The sequence below is a fragment of the Azospirillum baldaniorum genome (assembly GCF_003119195.2).
In the GTDB taxonomy this organism is placed as follows: domain Bacteria; phylum Pseudomonadota; class Alphaproteobacteria; order Azospirillales; family Azospirillaceae; genus Azospirillum; species Azospirillum baldaniorum.
The window spans coordinates 281,867-307,558 of sequence record NZ_CP022260.1 but is presented as its reverse complement, the minus strand read 5'-3'; the positions used below and the strand labels follow the sequence as shown (position 1 = coordinate 307,558).

The following is a 25,692-nucleotide window of genomic DNA, read 5'->3' as shown; positions in this document are numbered from 1 at the left end:
GCGGAAGGAGGGGGCGCAGGACGGCCCCCTCCCCGTCAGGTAAACCAGCGGGCGGCATCACCGGTCTGCCCGACGATGGTGACGCTCACCCCCGGCCGCAGATCGAGCACGGTGTTGCCGTTCACCACCCTCGCCGACGCGATCACGCTTTTGAGATCGAGCGAGGAGTCGAAGAGCGCCAGCCGGTCGGTGCCCGCGGTGAAATCCATCACCATCGATCCGCCGGACGCACCACCAAGGGCGAAGATGTCCGCCCCGGCACCACCCCACAGCGTGTCCGCACCGCCGTCGGCGAACAGGACGTCGTGGCCAGCTCCGCCAACCAGCACATCGTCGCCGGCCCCGCCGAACAGCGTGTCGTTGCCATCCTCGCCGAACAGCGTGTCGTTGCCCGCCCCACCGTCGGCCAGGTCGCTGCCCGTCCCCAGCGACAGGATGTCGTTGCCGGCCCCGCCGAAGAGGGTGTCGTTGCCGTCCTCGCCGAACAACGTGTCGTCCCCATCGCCACCGCTGGCGATGTCGTTGCCCATTCCCAACGACAGGATGTCGTTGCCGTCCTCGCCGAACAGCGTGTCGTCTCCGTCGCCTCCGAAGAGGGTGTCGTTGCCCGTGCCGCCGAACAGCGCGTCGTTGCCGCTTTCACCGATCAGGATGTCGTTGCCGGTTCCGCCGCCCATGGTGTCGTTGCCGGCCCCGCCGCCCATCGTGTCGTTGTCGGCGCCGCCATCCATCAGGTCGTCGCCGTCGCCCCCGTGCATCAGGTCGTCGCCATCGTCGCCATACAGCGTGTCGTTGCCGAGCGTGCTGGCCACCGTGTCGTTGCCGCCGCCTCCCGACAGGACATCGTCGCCGGGGCCGAGGATGATCGACTGGCTGCCGGCGTCGCCATACACCACCTGATTGCCCTCTCCCCCGGTCAACGTCGCCGAGCCGATGACCGCGGCGAACGACACGGTGTCGAGCTGGATGGTCAGCGGTCCCGCCACCCCGGTGGTGTCGATGACCAGAGCCGTCGGCATGGTGGAACCCGGCATGGCGCCGGTAACCCGGACCGCCGCCCCCGGCGCGTCGGGCGCGGTGAAGGCGAGCGTGCGCAGCAGCAGGGACGCCTGCTGCGACAGCGTGCCCAGGAAGCGGGCGCCGCCGCTGGACAGGTTGGACCGCGAGACCGACCCCTCCATCGTGCGTGCCTCGATCGCCTGGATCAGGTCGGCCTGCGCCAGGGTCGTCCCCTCGCGGGCCGCCGGGCCACTCGCCGTCACACCCACTCCGGTCGGCAACCCGACCTGCAGCGTGGTCACCAGCGTCGGCTGCCCGGTTGACGGATCGGTCACCGTCTCCCGGACCAGCGGCACGTCGGCCAGCCCGGCGTTCGGGCTGCTGGGGTCCTCCGTGCGGCCGGCGGCGGGCGCCTGGACCGCCACGGTGCTGACGGCCCGTCCGTTGGACTGCGACGAGAGCGTCTGGACCTGCGTGCCGTCCACCACCGCTCCCGCCGCCTTCGCCGCGGTCGCCGTCCCGGCCGCCGAGACGTTGCCCGCCGCGTCGGTCAGCGTGACCGAGAGGGACAGCGTGCCGTCGAGCAGGCCGGACACGTCGATTCCGCCGACCGTGCCGCCTGCACCGGTGAGCGTCCCGGTGCCGGTCAGGGAGCCGCCGCCCGAGGAGGACAGCGTCCAGCGGTAGGTCGTCCCGCTCTCCCCGCCGGACAGGGCGAATCCGACGCTGCTCTGCCTGGCCGGGTCGATGGACGCGTCGTTGAAGACCACCGACGGCGTCGGCGGAGCGATGGTGTCGATGGTCACCGACGGGGCGCCGGACGCCGGACCGGTGTTGCCCGCCGCGTCGGTCGCCCGGGCGGTGAAGGCGTGGGTGCCGTCCAGGAGCGGCGCCGCGCTGAGATCGGCGACCCAGGCGCCTTGCGCGTCGGCGGTGACCGTCGCCACCTCCGTCCCGCCATCGGACAGGACGATCCGGCTGTCGGCTTCGGCCGTGCCCCGGACGAAGAGCCGGTTGCGGTTGGTGTTGGTGCCCGTCACCGGCAGCGTACCGGCGGAGTCGGTGCTCACCGCGGTAATCGTCGGGCTGCCCGGCGGGGTGACGTCCACCATCGGCAGGGTCAGCGTGCCGGTGGCCGGCGTGGTGAGGCCATCGCTCACGGTCACCGCGACCGTCGCGGTGGCGGCGGTGCCGCCGGTGATCCGCAGGGCGGCCAGGGTCGCGTTCACGTCGGCGACCGACCCGCTGATGGTCAGTGTTCCGTCGCCCGCCGTCGCGACGCTCGCCTGCCCCGCCGCCTTGGCCCCCAGGATCGCCTGGGACGGCGTCAGCGTCACCGTGACCGCCGGGCTGTCCGGATCGGTGACCTGGATGCCCGTCAGCGCCGTGTCGAGTCCCTGGTCGAGGGTGATCGGCTGCGGCAGCGTGAGCGTCGGGGCGACCAGCGTCGCCGGATCGGCGATGGTCATCTCTATGGTCGCCTCGGCGTCGGTGGTCAGCGTGCCGAGGTCGCTCGTCGTCACCCGGATCGTTCCGGAGGTCTGGCCCGCCGTTCCGGTGAAGGTCAGGGTGGCCAGCGTCGCCGTGATGTCGGCCTGCGTGCCGAGCAGGCGCCAGACGCCCGCGGACGGCTGGGTCAGCGTCACCCCGCCCTGCGCCGTCAGGGCCAGCGCGCCGTTGGTCGGGGTCAGCGTGACCTGCAGAGTCGGACTGTCATAGTCGCTGACCGACAGACCGGTCACCGCCGTCGCCACGCCGGAAATCACCGAGAGGGCGGTGGGCGCCGTGTGCTCCGGCGAGGACAGCACGCCGATGACCAGCAGGCTGTCGGCGTCGGGGGTCAGCGGCTGGTCGTCGGAGGATTCGAACCGGATCGACGCGCTGGTGACGTTGCGCGACGCGGTGAATTCAAGCTGCTGCAGCGTGCGGTTCACGTCCTCAAGCGAGCCGGTGAGCCGAACCTTGCCGTTGCCGAGGTCGCTCGTCGTGGCCGAACCGTAGAGCGGCAGGGTGAGGGCGCCGTTGGTCGGCGTCAGCACGACGGTCATGGTGCCGCCGTCGACGTCCGTGATCTCCAGCCCCAGAACCTCGGTCGAGCGGCCGGCGACCAGGGTCGGACTGCTCGGCAGCACGTTGGCCGGTGGCGACTGGATGGCGATGACGAGCGTGCCCGAAGCGTCCGGCGTCAGCGGGTCACCGTCGGCCACCGTCACCGCGATGCTGCCTGCCGTCTGTCCGCCGGTCCCTGTGAAGACCAGCGAGGCGAGCGTCGTGTTGACGTCGGCCACGCTGCCGGTGAGCGTCACGGTGCCATCACCGGCCGTGCTGACCGATGCGGGGCCGGCGAGGCCGAGGCTGCCGTTGCCGGGCGTCAGGATCACCGTTACGGTGGCGCTGTCGCCATCCATAACCGACAGACCGGCGATGGCCGTGGCCGTCCCCGCCACCACCATCCTTGCAGGCGGCAGGGTCAATTGCGGATCGATCGGGTCCTCGTTGCGGATGGTCCCCGACGCCGATGCCGTCTCGATCGCCGTCGCCGTGACGGACGGGCTGGACAGGGTGACGGTGAAGGTCTCGTCCGGCTCGATGTCCGTATCGTCCGACACCAGGATGGTGATGGTCTTCGTCGCCTCGCCATCGGCGAAGGAGACGGTGCCCGACGGCAGGGTCCCGCCGAAATCGGCGGCGTTGAGCGTGGCGCCTCCAGCCCCGTCGCCGGCCGCCACCGTCCAAGCCACCGTCAGAGCGCCGCCCGTGTTGCCGGCGCGGGTGACGGTGAAGGTGAAGGCGGTGGTGCCCCCCGGGTTGGTGCCGTCCCCCTCGCGCTTGTCGGCGTCGGTGGCGGTGATGGCGAGGCGCGACGGGATGACCACGGCCACCTGGGCGGCGCTGATCTGCTGCTGGAGGTTGGTGCCGGTGAAGGCGGTGACGGCGCCCGACACGTCGCCCGCGGCGGTGCCGCTGCGCAGTTCGTCCGCCGCCGTGCCCTGCGCCACCACTTGCGCCTGGGCCATCTGGGTCAGCCCGTCGATGCCGCCGCTGTTGGTCGTGCCGGCGCTGATCACCGCGCCGTTCGACGCGGCGATGACGTTGGCGGCACCGCCCGTCACCGTGGTCAGCTTTGCGCTGTCCACAGCCCCGATCCGCGCCCCGGCGGCGGCCAGGATGGCGGCGATGACCACCGGATCGGCGAGGTCGATCGTGCCGCCCGCCGGAACGGCCTTGATCGCGTCGGCGATGGCGCCCACCAGCGCCCGCCCGATCACGCCGCTGGCCCGCGGCGTGCCGATCACCACCCCGGCGAGCACGGCGCTGCCCTGAACGATCACGTTGGCGACGCTGGCCGCGGCGGATTGCGTCTTCAGCGCCGTCGCGATGGCCTCGGCGCCCGCCCCGACCGTGGTCACCGCGACGATGGGGTCGTAGGTGAGCAGGTCGAGGCCGGCGTCAAGGCCGAGCTTGCTCTTCAGTTCGGTCGCCGCCGAGGCGATCGCGCTGTCCGTTCCGGCAAGCCCCGCCATGCCCATGATGATGGTGGTCAGCGGAGTGATGACGGACGCGGAACCTGGTGCCTCATAGACGCCGGTGAAGGGCAGATTGGTCGAGATGTCGGTGCCGCCGATCATGACGATGGGGCCGGACCCGCCGGGGATCGACCAGCTCCCCACCGCGTTGGTGGTCCCGAACGCCTCACCGGCGTCGAGTTGGCCGTTGGCGTTGGCGTCGGCAAACACCGTGGCGCCGGCGATGTAGCCGTCGATGGCGTGGCCGCCGCGGACGTTGACCAGCACATGGCTGGTGACCGGCGCGGCGGCACCGAAACCGAGGTTGGTGACGGCGTTGCCGGCGCTGTCGCGGATCTGCGCGCCGTTCGGGTCGATGGTCCCGGCGACCACGATGCCGTCGTTGTCCAGATCGCCCGCGCCGACGGCGTAGCGGAACACCAGCTTGCCGGACTCCACGCGCAGGAAGGTTGCGTAGCGGGTCTGGGTCCCGATGGTCAGCGCCAGCCGCGGCACGCCGGTGCCGGAGACGCTGACCGCGTCGCTGAAGGCGACGGTGAAGTCCAGCGTGTCGCCGCGCGCCGCCAGATAGCGGCCGGCGGTCGGGCCGGTCACCGCGGTGATCGTGGCGGCACGGTCGTCGTTGAGGATGGTGCCGGTCGCCGTCGCGGTCTCCACCGTGATCTTGGCGTCGGCCACCGTGGTCGATGGGGAGAAGAGCAGGACCCGGAACTGCTCGTTTCCCTCGACCTGCCGGTCGCCGCTGATCGGAACGGTGATGGTCTTGCTGGTCTCCCCGGCCGCGAAGGTGACGGTGCCGCTGGGCAGCGTGCCGCCGAAATCGGCCGCGTCGGCAAGGCTGCCGCTCAGGCCGGTCGTGTCGACCTGCCATTTGACCGTGGTGGCGCCCGAGGTATCGCCGCGCCGGGTGATGGTGTAGGTCAGGCCGGTGGACCCGCTGTTGCCCTCCGCGATCGACAGGCTGGACGGGGTGAGGCTCAGCCATTGCACCGGCGTCAGGCTGATCGTCACCGCACGGCCGACCAGATGGGTCCCGTCCGAAACGGCGTAGCTGAAGGACCCCGCGGCCCCGGTGGCGCCAAAGGGCGGCGTGTAGATCACCGCGGCAAGCTGGTCCGGCGTCAGCGTGTCGCCGACGGCGAGCGCCGTGCCGTCGTACCGCTGGAGCGCCCCGACCGTCGGCAGACCGGTCACCGTGATGGTCAGCGGGTCGCCCTCCGGATCGACCGGCTTGTCGATCGACAGGCCGACGCGGCTGGAATTCTGGTCGATGGCGACGTGCTTGGCCTCCTGCACCGCCGGAGCGGTGTTGACGCCCCGCACGGTGATGGTCAGCGTCGCGGTGGAGGTCGCTCCGGCCTGGTCGGTGACGGTGTAGCTGACCGTCTCCTGCCGGGTCTGGCCGAACAGCAACGTGCCGTAGGCGCCCGCCGGGTCGAAGCTGTAGCCGCCGTCGGCGTTCAGCGTCAGCCGGCCGCCCCCGGCCAACGTGATGGCCCGGCCAACGTTGGCGGCGTCGCCGTTCACCGCGCTGACGGCCAGCCGGTCGCCGACGTCAGGGTCGGTGTCGTTGGCGAGCACGCCGCTTGCCGCAACCACCGTGACTGGGGTGAGCCGGTCGGTGTCTCCCGCATCGTTCGCCGCAACCGGCCCGTCGTTGACGTTGGAGACCGTAATGGTCAGCAGGTCCGAAACCGTCGCGCCGGAGGAGTCGGTCGCGGTGACGCGCACCGTCCGGGTGCCAACGTCGGCGTTGCCCGGTGTACCGGACAGGCGCCCGGTGGCCGCTTCGAAGCTGAGCCAGGCGGGCAGCGTCGAGCCATCGCCGCTGGTCGCGCTGAAGGTCAGGCTGTCGCCGGTGTCGGCGTCGGTGAAGGCTCCCGCAGGCACCGTGTAGGAAAAGGCCTGCCCCTGGTCCACGTTGCTGGTGCCGAGCGCCTGGGCCGACACCGGGGCGTCGTTGATCGACAGGACGTTGATACCGGTCGTGGTGTTCGTCGCCGATGCGCCGTCCGCATCGGTGACCGTCACGGCGAAGCCCGTGGTCTCGTGAGTGCCCGGAGCGGCCCGGTTGGCCGCCGGTTGGAAGTCGAGCAGCCGCAGGGCGGCCTGGGCCGCCGCCGCGGAACTGGCGGTCAGAGTGTAGGTGCCGGCGGCCGATTTGGCAAAACCACTGGCGACGAGGCTGGCGGCGCTGAAGACGCCGGTGGCATCGCCCACTGTGCCACCCGAATTCCGGACCGTCACGACGACCGTCTGCGTCTGGACGGTCTGGTTGTCGGACACGGTCAGGGTGGCAAAGGGCTGACTGCTGGCGGTGTCGTTGACCGCTTGACCGGCTGCCGCGCCGCCGATGACGGGGGCCGTGTTGACGGGCAGGCTCCGGGTGTCGATGGCGTAGCCGGCCGACGTGGCCGCTGCCGTTGGAATGTTTCCGGCCGTGTCGCTCCATCCCGCGGCAACGGTGATGCGGCTGTCCGAGGCATTGGTTTCCGCGCTTGGGGTCAGGGTGGCTGTGTAAACCAATCCGTCGCTTCCAGGCAGAACGGACAGGTCCGACAGCGTTCCATTCTGTGCTGTGACGGCCGAGAGCGAGAATCCAACCGGTGCTTCACTGAACGTAAAGGTGACGGCTGCCGTCTCCCCTACTCCAAGTGTCGTCCTGCTCAGCGCGATAGCAACAGACGGTGCTCCGGTATCGATGGTCACGGTCAGCGCGGACGCGGCGGACGACGTGTTGCCCGCCGCGTCGGTCACCGTGGCGGTCAGCGTGTGCGCACCGTCGCTCAGCGAGGCTGCGGTGATGCTCCACGCCCCGGCCGCCGCAGCGGTCACCGTCCCCAGGGCGGTGCTGCCCTCGTACAGCACCACCACGCCAGCCTCGGCCACGCTGCCGGTGATCACCGGCGCCGTCACGTTCGTCAGCGTATCCGCCGTCGAGCCGCTGTTGGACGCCGCAGCCAAAGCAAGGCTCGTCGGAGCGCTTGCTCCGGTGTCGATGGTCACGGTCAGCGCGGACGCGGCGGACGACGTGTTGCCCGCCGCGTCGGTCACCGTGGCGGTCAGCGTGTGCGCACCGTCGCTCAGCGAGGCTGCGGTGATGCTCCACGCCCCGGCCGCCGCAGCGGTCACCGTCCCCAGGGCGGTGCTGCCCTCGTACAGCACCACCACGCCAGCCTCGGCCACGCTGCCGGTGATCACCGGCGCCGTCACGTTCGTCAGCGTATCCGCCGTCGAGCCGCTGTTGGACGCCGCAGCCAAAGCAAGGCTCGTCGGAGCGCTTGCTCCGGTGTCGATGGTCACGGTCAGCGCGGACGCGGCGGACGACGTGTTGCCCGCCGCGTCGGTCACCGTGGCGGTCAGTGTGTGCGCACCGTCGCTCAGCGAGGCTGCGGTGATGCTCCACGCCCCGGCCGCCGCAGCGGTCACCGTCCCCAGGGCGGTGCTGCCCTCGTACAGCACCACCACGCCAGCCTCGGCGACGCTGCCGGTGATCACCGGCGCCGTCACGTTCGTCAGCGTGTCCGCCGTCGAGCCGCTGTTGGACGCCGCAGCCAAAGCAAGGCTCGTCGGAGCGCTTGCTCCGGTGTCGATGGTCACGGTCAGTGCCGCGGATGCCGAAGAGCTGTTGCCCGCCGCGTCGGTCACCGTGGCGGTCAGCGTGTGCGCACCGTCGCTCAGCGAAGTGGCCGTCATCGTCCAGGCCCCGGCCGCCGCAGCGGTCACCGTGCCAAGAGCGGTGCCGCCCTCGTACAGCACAACCACGCCAGCCTCGGCGACGCTGCCGGTGATCACCGGCGCCGTCACGTTCGTCAGCGTATCCGCCGTCGAGCCGCTGTTGGACGCCGCAGCCAAAGCAAGGCTCGTCGGAGCGCTTGCTCCGGTGTCGATGGTCACGGTCAGTGCCGCGGATGCCGAAGAGCTGTTGCCCGCCGCGTCGGTCACTGTGGCGGTCAGCGTGTGCGCACCGTCGCTCAGCGAAGTGGCCGTCATCGTCCAGGCCCCGGCCGCCGCAGCGGTCACCGTGCCAAGAGCGGTGCCGCCCTCGTACAGCACAACCACGCCAGCCTCGGCGACGCTGCCGGTGATCACCGGCAGCGTCACGTTCGTCAGCGTATCCGCCGTCGACCCGCTGTTCGAACCCACGGCAAGCGCCAAAGCGGTTGGCGACGAGGCGCTGGTGTCGATGGTCACCAGGAGGGGCCCCGACACCCCGCCCTCAATGCCGGATAGGGTCCCCCTGACCGTCAACGTCCAGATTCCGTCGACAAGCGCCGTTCCGGGGTTCACCGTCCAAGCACCGGAACCGTCGGCCGTTCCCGTCCCGATCTCAACGCCGTTTCCGTACAAATGCACGACGACGCCGACATCGGCCGTCCCCGTCAACATGGGCTGCGACGCGTTCGTCAGGGCATCACCGACCACTCCGCTGTCCGACACCGGATTGAGCACCGGGATTGACGGGCTGGCCGGCAGCACGATCAGTGTGTCGATACCGTTGAGGGTCAACGTTTGGAACGGTGTGTAAACGGTCTCAACACCGGAAACGAAGAGCGTCCCCTGGTTGCCGGCCGGGAAGAAAGTCACCACGTCCGCACCGGCTCCACCGATCAGCGTCTCCAGCAGGGTCGTCGCCAGAGTGGCGCCGTCGCTGCCCAGCGTGACCACGTCGGTGCCAGCACTGCCGGTCACCGTTTCGACACCACTCACCAGCAGAGTGTTGCCACCGCTGCCCAGCGTCACCACGTCGGTGCCGATGCCGCCGGTCAGCGTCTCGACGCCGCCCACCAGCAGCGTGCTGCCCCCGCTGCCCAACTCCACCACGTCGGTGCCGACGCCGCTGGTCAGCGTCTCGGCACCGTCCACCAGCAGCGTGACTCCAGCGCTGCCCAGCGTCACTACGTCGGTGCCGGACGTGCCGATCAGCGTCTCGACACGCCATACGGTGAGCGTGTTGCCCGCGCTGTCGCCCAGCGTCACGATGTCGAGCCCGCTGCCACCAGTGATCGTTTCGACGCCGCTCACGGTCATCATGTTGCTGCCGGTGCCCAGCGTCACCACGTCGAGGCCGGAGCCGCCGGTCAGCGTCTCCAGCAGCCGGACCAGCAGCGTGTTGCCGCCGCTGCCCAGCATCACCACATCGTTGCCGGAACCGCCGAACAGCGTCTCGATCTGCGACACTTCGATGGTGTTGCCGCTGCTGTCCAGGGTCACGATGTCGGTCGCGACGCCGCCGGTCAGCGTCTCGACGCCGCCCAGCAGAATGGTGTTGCCGAAGGTCCCGCCAAACGTCACCACGTCGGTTCCGACGCTGCCGGTCAGCGCATCCAGCCGCGCCACCTGGATGGTGGTGCCCGCGCTGTCGCCAAGCGTCACGGCGTCACGGCCGCTGTTGCCGCTCAACGTCTCGATGCCGCTCACCAGAATGGTCACACCGCTGGCGCTGATCGTCACCACGTCGGTGCCGGAGCCGCCGGTCAGCGTTTCCAGAGCGGACACCAGCATGGTGTTGCCGGTGCTGCCCAGTATCACCACGTCGGTACCGCTGGCGCCGATCAGCGACTCCACCAGGGAGACCGTCAACGTGCTCCCGCTGGTGAGCATCGTCACGACGTCGGTGCCTGAGCCGCCGGTCAGCGTCTCGATGCCGCTCACCCTCAGCGTGTTGCCGCCGGTGCCGAGCAGCACGATGTCGGTGCCGGAGCCGCCGGTCAGCGTCTCCAAGAGCCGGACCGTCACCGTGTTGCCGCCGTTGGCGAACGTCGCGTTGTCGGCGTTGGCACCGCCGATCAGCGTCTCGACGCCGCTCACCCACAGCGTGTTGCTGCCGCTGGCCAACGTGACCACGTCGAGACCGGAACCACCGAACAGCGTCTCCACAAGCCGGGTCGTCAGCGTGTTGCCGTTGTTGTCCAGCGTCGCGGTGTCGGACCCGGAACCACCCAGCAGCGTCTCGACGCCGATCACCCACACCGTGTTGCCGCCGGTGCCCAGCGTCACGGTGTCGGACCCGGATCCGCCGACGATGCTCTCCATGAGCCGGACCGTCAGCGCGTTGCCGCCGGTGCCCAGCGTCACGATGTCGGTGCCGGACCCGCCGATCAGCGTCTCCAAGAGCCGGACCGTCACCGTGTTGCCGCTGTTGCCCAGCGTCACCAAATCGACGCCGACGGCGCCGGTCAGCGTTTCGATCCCCTCCGCCAGCAGCGTGTTGCCGCCGCTGGCCAAGGTCACCACGTCGGTGCCGAGGCCGCCGGTCAGCGTCTCCAGCCGGAACACCGTCAGTGTGTTGCCCGAGTTGTTGCCCAGCGTCACCACGTCGAGGCCGAGGCCGCCGGTCAGCGTCTCGACGCCATCCACCAGCAAGGTGTTTCCGAGGGAGCCGAGCGTCACCACGTCGGTCCCGATGCCGCCGGTCAGCGTCTCGACGCCGTCCACCCTCAGGGTGTTTCCAAGGGAGCCGAGCGTCACCGCATCGGCGCCGGCGCCGCCGGCCAGCGTCTCGACCCGGCTCACCAGCAGCGTATTGCCGCCGCCGCCCAGCGTCACCACGTCGGTGGCGGTGCTGCCGGTCAGCGTCTCGATCCCGGTGACCAGGAAGGTCGCACCGATGTCGACCAACGAGACCAGGTCGGTGCCCGTGCCGCCGATCAAAGTGTTGATCTGCGACAGCGCGATCGTGTTGCCGCCGTTGCCGAGGGTCACGGTCACCGGAGCGACGTTGCGGAAATACTCCAGGTCGCCGCCGTCGACGCCGACCACCAGATCAATGTCGCCGTCACCGTCGAGATCGCCCAGGGCGGGGCGCGGGTAGGCCCCGGGCCCGGTATTCCCATAGGGATTCGTGGCGAACAGCGAAAAGGTCGGCGCCGCCGCCGTGCCGACATTGACGTAGACGGTGCTCTTGGTGATGAGGTCGACGAGACCGTCCCCATTGATGTCCGCCAGCGCGGGCGACGCGTAGCCGTTGAGGTCGCGGGGCAGGCTGAAGGGATTGGTCCCTTCCAGTGAGAAGGTCGGCGCTTGCGTGGAGCCGTTGTTGCGGTAAAAGAAAATATTCCCGTCCTGAGCGCCGATCAGAAGGTCGAGATCGCCGTCGCCGTCCAGATCGGCGAAGCTCGGCGCCCCGTAACTGCCGGCGCTCTGGATGCCGAACAGGTTGGTGCCTTCCAGCGAGAAGGTCGGCGTCTGCGCTGAGGTTCCATTGTTGCGGTAGAACAGGGTGGTGCCGGCATGGTTGCCGATGAACAGGTCAAGATCGCCGTCGCCGTCGATGTCCACCAAGCTGGGGAGCGCACCGCCCGCGCTGACGTTGCTGATCCCGAACGGATTGGTGCTGTCCAGCGTGAAGGTCGGCGACAGCGTCGTTCCGGTGTTCCGGAAGAAGAGCGTGTTCCCGTCCGCGTTGCCAACCAGGAGGTCGAGATCGCCATCACCATCGATGTCCGCCAACACCGGAGCGGCCTCGCTTCCGATATCGGAAAGGCCGAAACTGTTGGTGCCGATCATAGTGAAGGTTGGATTCGCCACGGTCTTTCAGCCCTCACGTCACGCGGCCGGCACGCGCACCGGTCCCAGATGGATCAATACATGATCAAGAGCTAATTATTGGTATATAGGAGCGTCCGTATCGCGTTATTGGCCGGATGCGCTGAGATACACCCGTACAAATCCATATGTTCCCAATAGTTTCTTACGTGCCGAGAGCGTGCATGTATATCGGGTGCAAAGGGATACTCCACACGGGAAAATTTCTCTGGCGGATTGAATTGAAAACCAAAGGTTTTTAGAATGTAGGATCGCCCCCAGACGGAACGTACAATGACTCTTTCTGGAAGGTTGCCAGCCGACCAGTCAGCCTCATTGGCAGGCCAGACCGAACTCGTGTCGGTTTTTTCGAACCGAGCCAACGCTTGCGGACGTGTGAACGGATACCGTCCGATAAGGACAAGGGCGGCGAGTCGGCCCCCTTCGATGTTCCGTCAGCAATCTCGTGGGATGGAAAGCCGGATTTGCCACCGCCACGGCAACCTTGGTTGCGAAATCAGGCGCCGGACCGGTGATGAACCGAATACTTCGATCATACGCCCGTGAACGCGAGTTGGTGCTGCAGGCTCTGTACGGTCTGTCGGACAAGCAGACCGAGTATCAGGGGCGCGACCGACTGTCGTTCATGCGGTTCCTCGGGCTTGGGATTGGGCGACCGGTTTCCGAACCACACGACGATCTGGTTGCTCCGCGAGGCGCTGGTGACGGCGAGAGCGATGGAAGCGCTGTTCGCCCGCTTCGGCGCGGACCTGAAGGAGCGCGGCTGCTTCGCGCTGGGTGGCCAGATCATCGGCGCCTCCATCGTGGAGGCGCCCCGGCAGCGGCTGCCCCAGGAGGAGAAGCGCCAAAAGGACACGCAGGCGCGCTGGACGGAGAAACGAGGGCGGGTCGAGGCGAAGCAGGGTTCAGCGCTCGACAGCGCCGAGACACGCCTCGTGTAGTGGGGGAGTGTCCGGAATTTCGTGCTCGGCGGGGCGGGTTGAGTATCAGGCGTTCATCGCCTTTGCGAACCGCTCGCCGAAGATGACGGCCATCTGCGCCTTGGCGGCCGTCCATTCGCGCGGCGGCATCTTCCAGTCTTTCTCGGCGCGGTTCAAGACGAGAAACAGGAGCTTCAGGGCCGCCTCGTCATTGGGGAAGTGGCCCCTGGCGCGCACCGCCCGGCGCAGCTTCGAGTTCAAAGCCTCGATGGCATTGGTGGTGTAGAGGATGCGCCGGACCTCGCGGGGGAAGGCGAAGAAGGGAATGACCTCCTGCCACGCCCGTCGCCACGCCTTGCCGATGGCCGCGTACTTTTCACCCCAGGGTCCGTCCTCGAAGGCGGTCAGGGCCGCCTCGGCGGCCTTGTCGTCGACGGCGTCGTAGACCGTCTTCAGCGCGGCGGCGATGGTCTTGCGCTCCTTCCAGGACGCGAACTCCATGCTGTGGCGCAACAGGTGGACGATGCAGGTCTGGACGATGGTTTCGGGATAGGCGGCGGCGATCGCCTCGGGAAAGCCCTTCAGCCCGTCGACCACGGCCAGCAGGATGTCCTCGACGCCCCGGTTCCTCAGCTCGTTCAGCACGCGCAGCCAGAACTTGGCGCCTTCGTTCTGCTCGATCCACAGGCCCAGCACCTCCTTGGCGCCGTCGGCGCGCACGCCGATGGCCACATGGATGGCCTTGTTGCGCACCAGGCCTTCGTCCCGGATCTTGACCCGGATGGCATCCAGGAACACCAGCGGGTAGATCGCCTCCAGGGGCCGGTTCTGCCACGTCGTCACCTCCTCGATCACCGCGTCCGTCACCGTGGAGATCAGGTCGGCCGAGACCTCGATGCCATAGAGTTCCCGCAGATGCCCGGTGATCTCCCGCGTCGACATGCCTCGCGCGTACATCGAGATGATCTTCTCGTCGAAGCCGGGGAAGCGCCGTTGGTACTTGGCGATCAGCGCCGGGTCGAACGTGCCCGTCCGGTCGCGTGGAATGGACAGGTCCATCGACCCACGCTCGGTCAGCACCGTCTTGCGGCCGTAGCCGTTGCGCCGGTTGCCACTCTCGTCACCGGCCAGGTGATGATCCAACTCCGCCTTCAGCGCCCGCTCCGTCAGCGCCTTCTTCAATTGGTCGAGCAGGCCGTTCGGATCGAACGCCGTCTTGGCGTCAGCACCGGCCAACAGCTGGTCGAGGATTGCGTCCGGGATGACCGGCTCTTTGCGTCGTGCCATGCAGGGGCTCCTTTCGCTTCAGGATAACCCCGCCGAGCACGAAATTCCGGACACTCCCGTGTAGTGGCTGCTGATCCCGGCCTTTGGCTACAAGTCGCACATCACCATCGACCGGTGGTTTCGCCTGATTCGGCGCTTCATCGTCACCAACGCGGCGCGGCACGATGGCGCCCAGTTGCCGGGTCTGCTCAACCGGTACGCCTTCGACCGCCGGGTGTGGGCAGACAGTTCCTACCGCTCGAAAGCCAATGAGGCGGCCATCACGGCGGCGGGTCGCCGCAGCATGGTGCATTTCCGCAAGCCGAAGGGCCGCCCGATGCCGGGGCCGCACCAGCGTGCCAACCGTGCCCGATCAGCGGTACGCTTGGCCGTCGAGCATGTCGTCGCCGAACAGAAGGCGCGCATAAGGCTATTCATCCGCACCACCGGCCTCGCCCGCGCGACGGTGAAGATCGGCCTCGCCAACCTCTCCTCAATTTCCGTCGCCTGATCTGGCCTGAGGGGCGAACTGCGCTCATATAGCGTCGAAAACGCTGCATATTTCGGGCTTTTCCGCAAAAACCGAGAGTTCATCCCCTGAAATACGCCGTTTTCCACCCGCACGGCCTCTTATCGGCATGAACCCACTCGTAAGGGCGGTTTATCGAGGTACTCAGCTGTAATGCCGACCTGCGCAGGGACGCCACCGGCCACACGCTGAGCGCCGGTCTGCGCTACCGCTGGCAAGGAACGGAATCCGGCTTCGGATCGGAGAGGCGTTCCGGAGCCAGCCCCTGTCGCGTCGCGGGCTGCGCAGCGTGGGAAGCGGCTCGATGAGGGGCCTTGCCCGGATCCGTGGCCTGGAAACGCGAAAGGCCGGCCCCGTCTCCGGGGCCGGCCTTGCCGAGCCAGTAAAGTTGGTTGCGGGGGCAGGATTTGAACCTGCGACCTTCAGGTTATGAGTTCGTTTTCAAGCCCCTCCTCACACATTTCCGGCACCACGACAGAACATCCGATTGCGCTATAATACTCTGTTACTATTGACGTTTTTTTGGAAGGCAAACTACGCTACAGCTTCATCGGAGACGCTCTCATTTCCTCCCAAGTGATTCCGATTTGATTCCGGAGATTCCGGCGCTCGTGGGGTGCTCCATGACCAAGATCACGAAACGGTCCGTCGATGCCGCCGTCCCCGGCGAGCAGGAATTCTTCCTTTGGGACGAAGAGCTGAAGGGCTTCGGACTGCGCATCTATCCCTCCGGCCGGAAGATGTATCTGGCCCAGTTTCGGGCCGGCGGCCGCCTGCGCCGCGTCAACATCGGCCCCCACGGCGTCCTGACGCCCGACGTCGCCCGGACCGAGGCCATGAAGCACCTGTCCGATGTGCGGCGCGGCAGCGACCCAGCGTCCGAGCGCGACCGGCGCAAGGCATCCCCCACCATGAAGGAATTCGGCAAGCGCTTCCTGGAGGACCACGTCGCCTCCCACTGCAAGCCGACGACCCGGGCCGAATACAAACGCTCCATCGAACTGTTCATCAACCCCAAGCTCGGCAGCCACCGCATCATCGATGTGAGCCGCGCCGAGGTGGTCGAGCTTCACCAATCCCTGAAAGCTACCCCTTATCAGGCCAACCGCACCCTGGGCGTTCTCTCCGTCATGTTCACCGTTGCCCACACCTGGGGCGTCCGGACCGATGGCGTCAATCCGTGCTGGAAGGTGAAGCGCTACAAGGAGGTCAAGCGCGAACGCTACCTCACACCGGATGAACTCGCCCGCCTTGGCAAGGTGCTGCGCAAATCCACTTCCGAACCGGAAGCGGTCAACTGCATCCACCTTCTCCTTCTGACAGGCTGCCGCCTCAGCGAGATCCAGACGCTCAAATGGGACTACGTCGATCTCAACGCCGGTGTGCTCCGGTTGCCTGACTCCAAGACCGGGGCAAAACTGGTGACGATCGGGAAAGCCGCCGTCGAGGTGCTCAAGGACATCCCCAAGGTGACAGACAACCCCTATGTCATCACCGGCCGAATAGAAGGCCAGCATCTGACCGATATGCAGCGTCCCTGGCGCCGGCTGCGCAAGCGCGCCAAGCTGGAGGATGTGCGCATCCACGACCTGCGGCATTCTTTCGCCTCCGACGCGCTACAACTCGGCGAGGACCTGCCGATGATCGGCCGCCTGCTGGGACATACCCAGGTTCAGACGACCGCCCGGTATGCTCACCTGAAGACCGATCCGATCAAAGCTGCAGCCGACAAAGTAGCGGATGCTATCGCAAGCGCCCTCGCCCACCCTCTCAGAATGGCCACACATCAAAGCTAATTGAATCAGTCAATCCTGAGCACCATCATGAGAATAAAGCGCCCTCATTCACAACCCTGCACCCCCATCAATCCTAGGACCTGTTTCGAACGAACGTGCGACCTTAATAAAATGTTGAGCAGATGGAACTAGACCAGTTGCCGGCCAAACAGCGGCGATAGTCATAACCAGCGGTGGCGTCAACGGACGACTGGTGATTCCGATCGCAGTTACAAGGGATTGGTTGGAAGCAGGCAGCACAGCGATGCCAAAGCCAGCCGCCACCAACGCCAGCCGAACTTCCTGGTGGGGAAGAGCTGTGGTGATGCGCGGCTTGACACCTACTGAATAGCAAGCATCAAGCAGCAATCTGGCTGCCATACTATCGTACTCCACGGATCCGACGAGTAGAAGTTCGTCAGCCAGGCGACGAACATCGACGGACGGCTCCGCCGCCAACGGATGAGTAGCCGGCAATGCAAGATGAACATCTTCTCGCCATAACGGCTCAGTCGTTGCATTGCCAACAGGATCTAAAAACGGGATTAGACATAAATCTAAATGCCCGTTATCGAGCATGGCCAGAAGATTTTGGAGGGAGCCACCATAGACAACCAAACCATATTCCGGATCTCCGTGTAGGAATGCTTGAAGCGTCTTTGCCATCCATCCTGTGGCAGCGTCAGCGGCTATACCGAGACGCATCGGTGCGCTTCCTCTGCTTGCTGTGGTCCGAGCAATGACGGCCGCCGCATCCAAAGCAGCAAGAATGCGTTGTGCTTCGCTCAAGAAGGCGCTGCCGGCGGCCGTCAAGCGGCTGCCTGAACTGGTACGTGTCACCAGTTGCACACCAATATCCATTTCCAATGCTCGGATCGACTGGCTGAGCGCTGGTTGACGTAGGCCGAGCCAATGGGCAGCACGATGAAAGCTGCCAGCTTCAGCCAGAATATTTAAATAACGCAATTGCCGCAATTCCATTGCCAACCCCACACTTAGAAAGAACAAATAAAATAATATTTGATACTATCAATATAGACTTTCCATGTATGGCAAAACAGTCCATGAATGGAAGAAATATTCAATATTCATTATAATATATGACTGGCCCATCAGCCGCGGCAACTCATGCCGAAATCCGTATGCCTCCAAAGAATGCGCAAGACAGCCTTCCCTGAGGGATTGTCAAAGAAAGCCCTACGCTCCGCCTCCCGCATGGACCGGAGTTCCGCAGCAAACATTGGGGCCACCTTCTTCAGTTCGCCAAAAAATGTTCCCATGTTTCAAAGCTGAACCGAGCGACGGCATGGGAGAGGCCGCCTTGGTGTCCCAGCGGTTCCTTCATGTCCAAAAACGGCATTTCCCCCATGGCGTAAAAGCAATCCTCCGAAAACGACCCGATATGAAGCTCGATCCTGACCATGAGCCCCCCTCCCACGTACGCTGAAGGACATGCCGCATCCGAACGACAGGCGCTCATTCACTCACTCCCAGGACACGCGCTCTCCGGTTCTCCGCGACGGCCGACTGGGGGCTGCGAGGTCAAAGCCGGGCAGGACGGGCGACGGCTTCCCGAACAAGTAGCCCTGTCCGTAGCGGACCCCGAGCTTGCGCAGGTATCGAAGCTGCTCCTCGGTTTCGATCTGCTCCGCAACGAGGTCGGTGCCGAGATGGCGGGCAATCTCGACGATGGACCGCAGAATGGTCAGATCACGGCCGTTGGTCAGCGCCCCTTGCACGATCCGGCCGTCCAGCTTGGCGTAATCCACGCGCAGCTCGTTGAGCGACATGAACGATGTCGTGCCGCTGCCGACATCGTCCAGGCAGATCCGCAGGCCGAGCTTGCGCAGGTGCCCCAGAACCCGGTTCAAACCTTGGAAGTCGTTGACCGTGGCCGTCTCGGTCACCTCGACCAGCAGCTTGCGGGTGAGCCCCTGGTGTGGCCGGAGCAGCGCCTGAAGTTGCTCGATGATCAGCGGGCTGGCCAGGGACACGGCCGAAAGGTTGATGGCGATGTCCGGCACGGCACGCCCCTGGTCTTCCGCCTGCTTCAGCACGTCGAGGGCGGCTTGGCAGACCAGAAGGTCCAGATCGCAGATCAGCCCGATCCGTTCGGCGAAGGCGATGAACTCGGCGGGGGAGCCGCAATCGCCGACCCGGATCAGGGCTTCGACATGGTGCAGCTTCCCCGTCGCCAGACTCACGATGGGCTGGAACGCCAGATGGAAGTCACGCTGTTCCAGGATGCGCCGGACCTGGGCAACCCGGCCGACCGTGTTGTGGAGCATGTCCACCACCGCCTCGTTGATGTCGGCGATGCCGAAAGCCCCGGGTTCCTCGGCGGCGAACTTATGCAGGGTGTAGGACAGAGCCCGCGCGACATCGGACATCGGCATTTCGCCACCCTGCACGGGGATTTGCCAGACATGCAGGGCATCGCGCAGTTCGTCCGCACCGTGTCGGGCCAGCAGGCGGCCGATGTCGAGAATGATCTCCTCGCGCGTCAGGTCGTCGCGGTGGAGAACGGCGTAGCGCTCGTCGTTGAGGCGGACCGCCGCGTCCCCGTCCGTCGAAACGGAAAGCAGATAAGCCTCCAGGGAGTTGCGCATTTCAGGAGCGTTGTCCCGATCGGCAAGCCCGACGATGTCCAGCAGGGACAGCCGCTGGCCCCGCTCGGTCGCGCCCGCCGCGCACAGGCGGCTTTCCAAGCTCTCTGCGAAGGATTTCAGGTCGGACAGGCAGCGGCCGACGGTCCGCCCTGACACCCGCGCGGCAATCGAGAACCCCAGAAAGCAGCGATCCGCGTAATTCGGCAGGCGGCATCCGCCCATCAGCATCGCAAAGGGTTGCCCGGCGACGGTCTTCAGGAAGACATGGGTGGGGTCGAGCTTTCCGGAGTCGATCAGCCGCGTCAGCAGCATGCGGAAGAAGGTGTGCTCCCCAGGCGGCAAAAGGTCGAACAGGGAACAGCCGACCAAGTCCTCGGCGCGCCGGTCCGTCAGTCCGCATCGCGCGCCCGCCGCAAAGACGATGCGGCCCTCATTATCGGTCTCCAACAGGAGATGGGCCGACGCGAAGGCAAAGGCCACGAAACGGTCGCGGCCGAGCACGGTCTGGGAGTCGGATGGTTTCTGAGTTTGGTCTGCCATGGTCATGCCCTTCAACCGCTGAAGCGGACACCCGCCGCGGGGTCGCAGGCGGCGCCACGGGCGCCACCGGTTGTCGTCGCCGTCCTCGAAATCATGTGGAGCGCACCGCCGTCAGGAAAGCGTCGACTTCCCTGCGCAAGGCGCAGGCTTCGGTGCGCATGCGATCCGCCGCGTCGAGCACCGCGCCGGCTTTGCGTTCCGTGTCGCTGGCGGCCATCGCGATCCCGGACACCTGCGACACGGCCGTGTCCGCCGTGGAGACCGCGTCCGCCAGCATTGTGGACACATGGCTCAGGCCTTCCTTCTGGGTCCGCATCTCGGTCGCCGTGGACTTGGCCAGCCCGTCCAGGCTCCCGACCATCGCGATGATGCCCTGGATGGCTGTGACGGCGGCCGCCGTGGCTTGCTGCATGTGCGCGACTTCCCTGGTGATCTCACCGGTCGCCTCGGCCGTCCGGTTGGCGAGGTGCTTGACCTCGCCGGCAACGACCGCGAAGCCTTTTCCGGCCTCGCCGGCGCGGGCCGCCTCGATGGTGGCGTTCAGCGCCAGCAGGTTGGTCTGCTTGGCCACCGTCTCGATGACGACGATGACGTCGTCGATGCGGTGGGCCGCCGTCGCCAGCGTGTTCATGCGCTCATCCGTTTCGCGAGCCTGCGCGACCGTCCGCACGATCTGCGCCGCGGACACGGCGGAATGGCGCTCGACCTCCGTCACCCGTTCGGCGAAGGCGGACAGGGTTTCCAGCGCCCGGCGAACCACATCGGACGTGGCCCGGCCGGCAGCGCCGACGTCCGACACGATCGCTACGGTCCCTTCGGAGCTTTCCGCCAGAATGGCCGCGTCCGCGCGCAGCGACGCCGCCGCGTCGGCCATCGTCGTGGCGATGGCGAGCGTGCGGTTCTCGAAATCGGCGGTCCTGCGCTCCAGATCGGCCATCCGGGCGGCCATGTGCGCGGAGGAGCGGTTGATCGCCCCGGCCGCCCGCGCGAAGGCGCCGTGCAGGCCGGTTTCGACCAGACAACGGCTGAACTCGCCCCTGGCGACGACGTCCAGGGAGGCGGTCGCCTCACGGACGAACGCGTCCACCGGGTCGAGGAGGTCGTTGATGGCATCGAACAGAGCCCCGACCTCTCCGCTCTCGCGCATGCGGACAAGGCGGGCCTCGAACCGTCCGGAAGCCCCCTGGCGGCACACCTCGGTCGCCCTCTTGATCGCCTCCCCCACCCGCCATTGGAAGAAGAAGGCGGCGAGCAATGCCGCCCCCGCCGGCAGCGTGACCACGGCCATCGGCAGCGCCGCTCCGCCCGTCGTGGCTTCCCACAGGACCGAGCCCAACAGCAGGGCGGCCGAGCCGGCGGTGAGGATGCCCGACCTATAAAGCGAAGATAAATTTATCATAGGTTGTGCCATTCCGCTTGAGGAGGTCGCTCAACAGAGCGGTGGAGGCGACCATGGCGGCCTTGGGGTTTGCGTGGCGTCGCTCCTCGGCCAGGAGTTGCGCGTACAGCGGCCGGATCGTTTCGACGGCGTCACGGCGAGGAACGCGCCGGTTCGAGTGATAGCCGATGGCTGTGCCGTTTTCGTCGAAGCTCGGTGTTACGTGGGCGAACACCCAGTAATGGTCGCCGGTCTTCGCACGGTTGTCGACATAGGCGAAGATTTCCCGGCCGGCACCGATGGTGTCCCACAAAAGCTTGAACACGCAGGCCGGCATGTCCGGGTGGCGCAGGATGTTGTGCGGCGCTCCGATCACTTCATGTTCGTCATACCCGGAGATGCGCAGGAAAACCCGGTTTGCGTAAGTGATCCGGCCCTTCAGATCGGTTTTCGTGACGATCAGCTCTCCGGGATCGAAGGTGCGTTCAAACCCGGTCAGCGGGTGATGCCTGTTTGCCATCGGGCCATATCCTTGCTTGCTGTGCCCTTGCTCACGCTGCCTCGCTCAGGCGGTTCGACTGGCGAACCTCGCTCAGGAAGTCCTCGACCTGCTGTTCCAGGGCTTCGGACTGCCGGACCAGCTCGTCCGCCGCCAGGGTGACGATGTGGGCGGCTTGCAACGTTCCCTGTGCGCCCGCGGAGACGTCGGCGATGTGCCTGTTGATGTCCGCGGTTCCGGCCGCGGTCTGCTGGACGTTGCGGCTGATCTCCGCAATGGCGGCGTGCTGCTCATGGATGGCCGCGGCGATGGACGAGGAGGTCTCGTGGACCTCCTGGATGGTGCCGACGATGTTCTCGATGGCCGCTACGGCCTTTTCGGTCGCGTCCTGCACCACCGCAATCTGCTGGGCGATCTCGTCGGTGGAACGGGCGGTCTGGCTGGACAGGTTCTTCACCTCGTGCGCCACCACGGCGAAGCCCTTGCCGGCCTCGCCGGCGCGGGCCGCTTCGATCGTGGCGTTCAGCGCGAGCAGGTTCGTCTGGCTGGCGATCTGACGGATGATGTCCACCACCTCGCCGATCCGCCCGGCGGCGTGCGCCAGCCCCTGGACGATCTGATCGGTGCGGCGGGACCGGTCCGCCGCCAGACGGGCGACATCGGTCGACCGCTCGATCTGCTGGCTGATTTCCTGGCTGGCCGCGTTCAGCTCTTCGGTGGCCGAGGCGACGGTCTGCACGTTGGCCGAGGCCTGCTGCGAGGCGCTGGAAACGGCCGCGCTCTGGGCGCTGGTCTGCTGCGCCTCGGCGGACATGGCGCCGGACGCCGTGTGCAGGCTTTCGATCTGCCGGCCGATGGCGGCGATCATGCCCTTGACCCGCTGCTCCATGGTGTCGGCCATCGCGAGCATCGAGCGCTTCCGCTCGATGACGACCTGCTGCTCATGCTCCTCCTGCTCGGCCCGCAGCCGCTCCACCCGAAGAAGGTTCTCGCGGAAGCCCTCCAAGGTGCGCGCCATGTCGCCAAGCTCGTCCCCACGGCCGAGTCCGGGGATGGACGCCACCTTGCGGCCTTCCGAAAGGTCGAGCATGACCCGGCGGAGCGCGTCGAAAGGGCGGAAGGTGACCCGCATCGCAACGAACACGGCGACCGCGACGATGGCCGTCACCAGCAAGGCGGCCAGCGTCACCCGCCGGATCAGCGCGTCAATGGCCGCATAGAACTGGCTCTTTTCCACGCCGACGAACAGGATGCCGATGACGCGGCCGGAATCGTCGCGGATCGGATCGTAGGCCGTCATGTAGTGCCTGCCGAGAATCGTGTTCTCGCCACGATACGACCGACCGTGCGTGAACACCGCCTCGTAGGCCGGTCCCGGCGCCAGTCGCGTGCCGGTCGCACGCTTGCCGTCCGTCACGATGGTCGTCGCCACCCGGACATCCCCATGAAAGATCGTCGCGACGCCACCGACAGCGCCGGCAAATCGGTCCAGCAGCGCGTTCTGCCCGTCGAGCTTGCGGGCACCGACCCAGAGGGTCCCTTCCTCGGATCGAAGCGCGCCTCCATGCGACAGCACCAGTTCCCGCATCGCAGAGACGTTTTCGTCCAGGCGCTGGTTCGCCTGCTTGGACAGGTGGGCGTTCAGATCGTTGCCCACCAGCAGAATGAGCGTCCCCGACATGAGCAGAAGACCAAAGATGGTGGTTGCCGTGATCCGGCTGGCGAGGCGGGTTTTTCGAATGACGTTCAGCATGGGTTGGGTCCCGAAACGAGAAGAAGGGCCTTATGCGGTGCGAATACCGGAAAGGAAGAGATCGACCTCCTCGCGGAGGACTTTTGCCTGCCGCTCGAGATCACCGACAACGGCCTGAAGGGTATGGCCGACCTCCTCGACCTTATGGATGCTTGAGCCGACGATGCGGATGTTGTCCGTCACGGTCTCGGTGCCTTCCGCAGCTTGCCGGCTGTTGGCTGCAATCTCGCGCGTGGCGGCGTCCTGCTGCTCCACGGACTCCGCGATCGTCACCAGAGCGCCGTCGATGGAATCGATGGTGGCCGCAACCGTCCGCACCGCCTGAACGGCTTCGGCGGTGCTTTCGGTGATGGCGCCGACGCGCTCCATGATCTCGCGCGTCGCCCCCATGGTCTGCGCGGCGAGCGCCTTGACCTCGGAGGCCACCACCGCGAACCCGCGCCCGGCGGCACCGGCCCGCGACGCCTCGATGGTCGCATTGAGGGCGAGAAGGTTGGTCTGCCCGGCGATGCTGGAGATGAGATCGACGATGCCGGCGACCTGCCGCGCCGTTTCCTCCAACGCGCGGACCCGTTCTGTCGAACGCACCACTGAAGCGACGGCGTCCTTCGACACCCGGGTGGAGCGCGACACCTCGTCGCCGATGGCGTGGATGGAGCTTGCCAACTGATCCGCGGCCGCGAAGACCGATTGCACGCTGCCGCACGCCGTCCCGGCCGCCTCCGCGGTCCGCTCGGACGTGTGCGTGGCGGCATCGGCCGTTTCGGTCATGCTGCGCGCCGTACCGACCAATTGTTCGGTGGACGAGGAGAGGTTGCAGAGGACCTGGGCGATCGTGCCTTCGAAATGGTGGACCAACTCTTCGATGTGACGCATGCGCCGCTCCCGTTCCGCTGCCTGGGCCGCTTGGCCGGCTTCGAGTTCAGCCCGCTTCTCCGCATTGCCACGGAACACCGCCAGGGCGCGGGCCATGGCGCCGACCTCGTCGCGGCGCTCCCCGCCCGCGATATCGACCGCCCAATCCCCGGCGGCCATGCGCTCCATCGAGCGGGTGATGGTGGCGACCGGGCCGGTGACGCGCTTCACCAAGGTCCAGCGGACCACCAGCATGCTGGTCACGGTCAGCAGCACGCCGCAGCCGAGCAATTTCAGCAGAATGTCGCGCAGGCGGCTTTGCTCCGCGCCAACGTCGAGCTGGCTGGACAGCACGGCGATGACGTCGCCCTTCCGCAGTCCCATCGCGCCGTGGCAGGTGAAGCAGACCTCCTGGTCGGCGCCCGGCGTCTCGCCCAGAACAATGGGCAGCGTCATCCGGTAGGTGTCGCGCACATACCGGCCGACCGGCTTGCCCGAACGGAGCGCTTCCCGGTCGATGTCGTCGCGCGGTTCCTTGGGCGGGGTGCTCGGGGAGCCCTCGGCCATGTGGCTGGCGACCGACGGCGACCAGGCGCTCCAGATCTGACCGGGATAGTCGGTGTTGCGCTGGCGGAACCAGTCGTTGAACACCCCGATCCCGACATCCTCGGCGTCGGTCGGGCGTTTGGCCATCACGCTCACGATGAGCGCGTGCAGCGAGTCCAACTCATTGCGGCTAAACTCTTCCATGTTGTGCTCCATCTGGTCCGTCTGGAGCCAGGCGACGCCAAACAGGCAGACAGCCGACAGCAACGACAGGCCGATCCCGATCAGGGCCATGAACTGCCGCTGCAAGGACATTGAGGCAAATGGCGCTTTCCGAAGCATTCTGATGGACTCGAACAACAATCTTTGCGGATGACGGATGATGAGCTAAAAACCCAAACTCCGCGCAAACATAACCTATAAATACCGAGAGTCAACAATGCGCTGCATTCAATCGACGATTAGCTATGGAGGCGGTGAATATTTGTTAACTATGAAGATATGCTTGTTTGGTTAAAATACATAAACGTAACTTTACTTTTGCTTCTTCATTCTCAAAATAATCCACCCCAACCCTTCCGAACGATGGCTCATCCTTGGCGATGCACATCGCAAGTTGAGCGGCGACTTTGGCTTTGATAATGGCGCGCTGAACCCCACTGCCGGAGGCCGCCGATGTGGACGCCCGAGGAACGCCGGTTGGTTGGCGATTACAGCGCCAGCCAAGCGCTGAGCGATGACCAGTACCGGTTGATCGAACCCCTGATCCCGTCGCCCAAGCCCGGCGGACGCCCCCCGCAGCACGGACATGCGCCGGCTGTCTTTGTTCTACGTGGTGCGGACCGGCTGCCAATGGCGCCCCCTACCGCCCCCGCCAGCCTTCCCGCCCTGGCCCACGGTCTACCGCTACTTCCGCGCCTTCCTGGAAGCCGGCGTGTGGGAGACCTT

The 25,692-nt window shown here is 66.5% G+C and carries 11 protein-coding genes and 3 pseudogenes; 5 read left to right on the top strand and 9 right to left on the bottom strand.

Annotated features, from left to right (window positions below):
• Window positions 1-35 precede the first annotated feature (35 nt).
• Window positions 36-12,035 carry an Ig-like domain-containing protein gene (locus Sp245p_RS27980; protein WP_246119825.1) on the bottom strand — a complete coding sequence of 4,000 codons (12,000 nt, stop codon included), beginning with the start codon at window positions 12,033-12,035 and terminating at the stop codon, window positions 36-38.
• A gap of 553 nt (window positions 12,036-12,588) precedes the next feature.
• On the opposite strand from Sp245p_RS27980, the pseudogene Sp245p_RS36020 reads away from it, so the two are divergent.
• Window positions 12,589-12,687, top strand: a pseudogene (locus tag Sp245p_RS36020) (hypothetical protein); the annotation flags it as partial.
• Between the two features lie 34 nt (window positions 12,688-12,721).
• Entirely contained in the window at window positions 12,722-13,015 is a 294-nt protein-coding gene (locus tag Sp245p_RS36015; protein ID WP_244439529.1) for a hypothetical protein, read from the top strand.
• A gap of 45 nt (window positions 13,016-13,060) precedes the next feature.
• Here the strand turns inward: Sp245p_RS36015 and Sp245p_RS27970 are convergent, their stop codons facing one another.
• Entirely contained in the window at window positions 13,061-14,281 is a 1,221-nt protein-coding gene (locus Sp245p_RS27970; protein WP_109138360.1) for an IS256 family transposase, read from the bottom strand.
• Window positions 14,282-14,348: 67 nt separating this feature from the next.
• Here Sp245p_RS27970 and Sp245p_RS27965 point away from each other — a divergent pair.
• Together Sp245p_RS27965 and Sp245p_RS27960 are read left to right on the top strand one after the other, a co-directional pair.
• Window positions 14,349-14,771 (top strand): annotated as a pseudogene (locus Sp245p_RS27965) (transposase); the annotation flags it as partial.
• Between the two features lie 641 nt (window positions 14,772-15,412).
• Window positions 15,413-16,585 carry a tyrosine-type recombinase/integrase gene (locus Sp245p_RS27960; RefSeq protein WP_014242206.1) on the top strand — a complete coding sequence of 391 codons (1,173 nt, stop codon included), beginning with the start codon at window positions 15,413-15,415 and terminating at the stop codon, window positions 16,583-16,585.
• 48 nt (window positions 16,586-16,633) lie between these two features.
• On the opposite strand, the gene Sp245p_RS27955 is transcribed toward Sp245p_RS27960, so the two are convergent.
• The 7 genes from Sp245p_RS27955 to Sp245p_RS27930 form a co-directional block, all read right to left on the bottom strand.
• Window positions 16,634-17,545, bottom strand: a complete 912-nt coding sequence (locus tag Sp245p_RS27955; RefSeq protein WP_082188283.1) for a LysR family transcriptional regulator — start codon at window positions 17,543-17,545, stop codon at window positions 16,634-16,636.
• Window positions 17,546-17,819: 274 nt separating this feature from the next.
• Complete coding sequence (locus Sp245p_RS35210; protein ID WP_158310427.1) at window positions 17,820-17,987, bottom strand: hypothetical protein; 168 nt, start codon at window positions 17,985-17,987, stop codon at window positions 17,820-17,822.
• Window positions 17,988-18,048: 61 nt separating this feature from the next.
• Window positions 18,049-19,713: a sensor domain-containing phosphodiesterase gene (locus Sp245p_RS27950; RefSeq protein ID WP_158310426.1), complete on the bottom strand. Its 1,665-nt coding sequence runs from the start codon at window positions 19,711-19,713 to the stop codon at window positions 18,049-18,051.
• A gap of 91 nt (window positions 19,714-19,804) precedes the next feature.
• Window positions 19,805-21,112, bottom strand: coding sequence for a methyl-accepting chemotaxis protein (locus Sp245p_RS27945; RefSeq protein WP_014242201.1), 1,308 nt, complete (start codon window positions 21,110-21,112; stop codon window positions 19,805-19,807).
• Window positions 21,087-21,611, bottom strand: coding sequence for a PAS domain-containing protein (locus Sp245p_RS27940; protein WP_014242200.1), 525 nt, complete (start codon window positions 21,609-21,611; stop codon window positions 21,087-21,089). Before Sp245p_RS27940 ends, Sp245p_RS27945 begins: the two co-directional genes overlap by 26 nt.
• 31 nt (window positions 21,612-21,642) lie before the next feature.
• Entirely contained in the window at window positions 21,643-23,343 is a 1,701-nt protein-coding gene (locus Sp245p_RS27935) for a methyl-accepting chemotaxis protein (RefSeq protein ID WP_014242199.1), read from the bottom strand.
• Window positions 23,344-23,373: 30 nt separating this feature from the next.
• Complete coding sequence (locus Sp245p_RS27930; protein ID WP_129557246.1) at window positions 23,374-25,104, bottom strand: methyl-accepting chemotaxis protein; 1,731 nt, start codon at window positions 25,102-25,104, stop codon at window positions 23,374-23,376.
• Window positions 25,105-25,546: 442 nt separating this feature from the next.
• Between Sp245p_RS27930 and Sp245p_RS36595 the strand changes: the two are divergent.
• Window positions 25,547-25,681 (top strand): annotated as a pseudogene (locus tag Sp245p_RS36595) (transposase); the annotation flags it as partial.
• Window positions 25,682-25,692 lie beyond the last annotated feature (11 nt).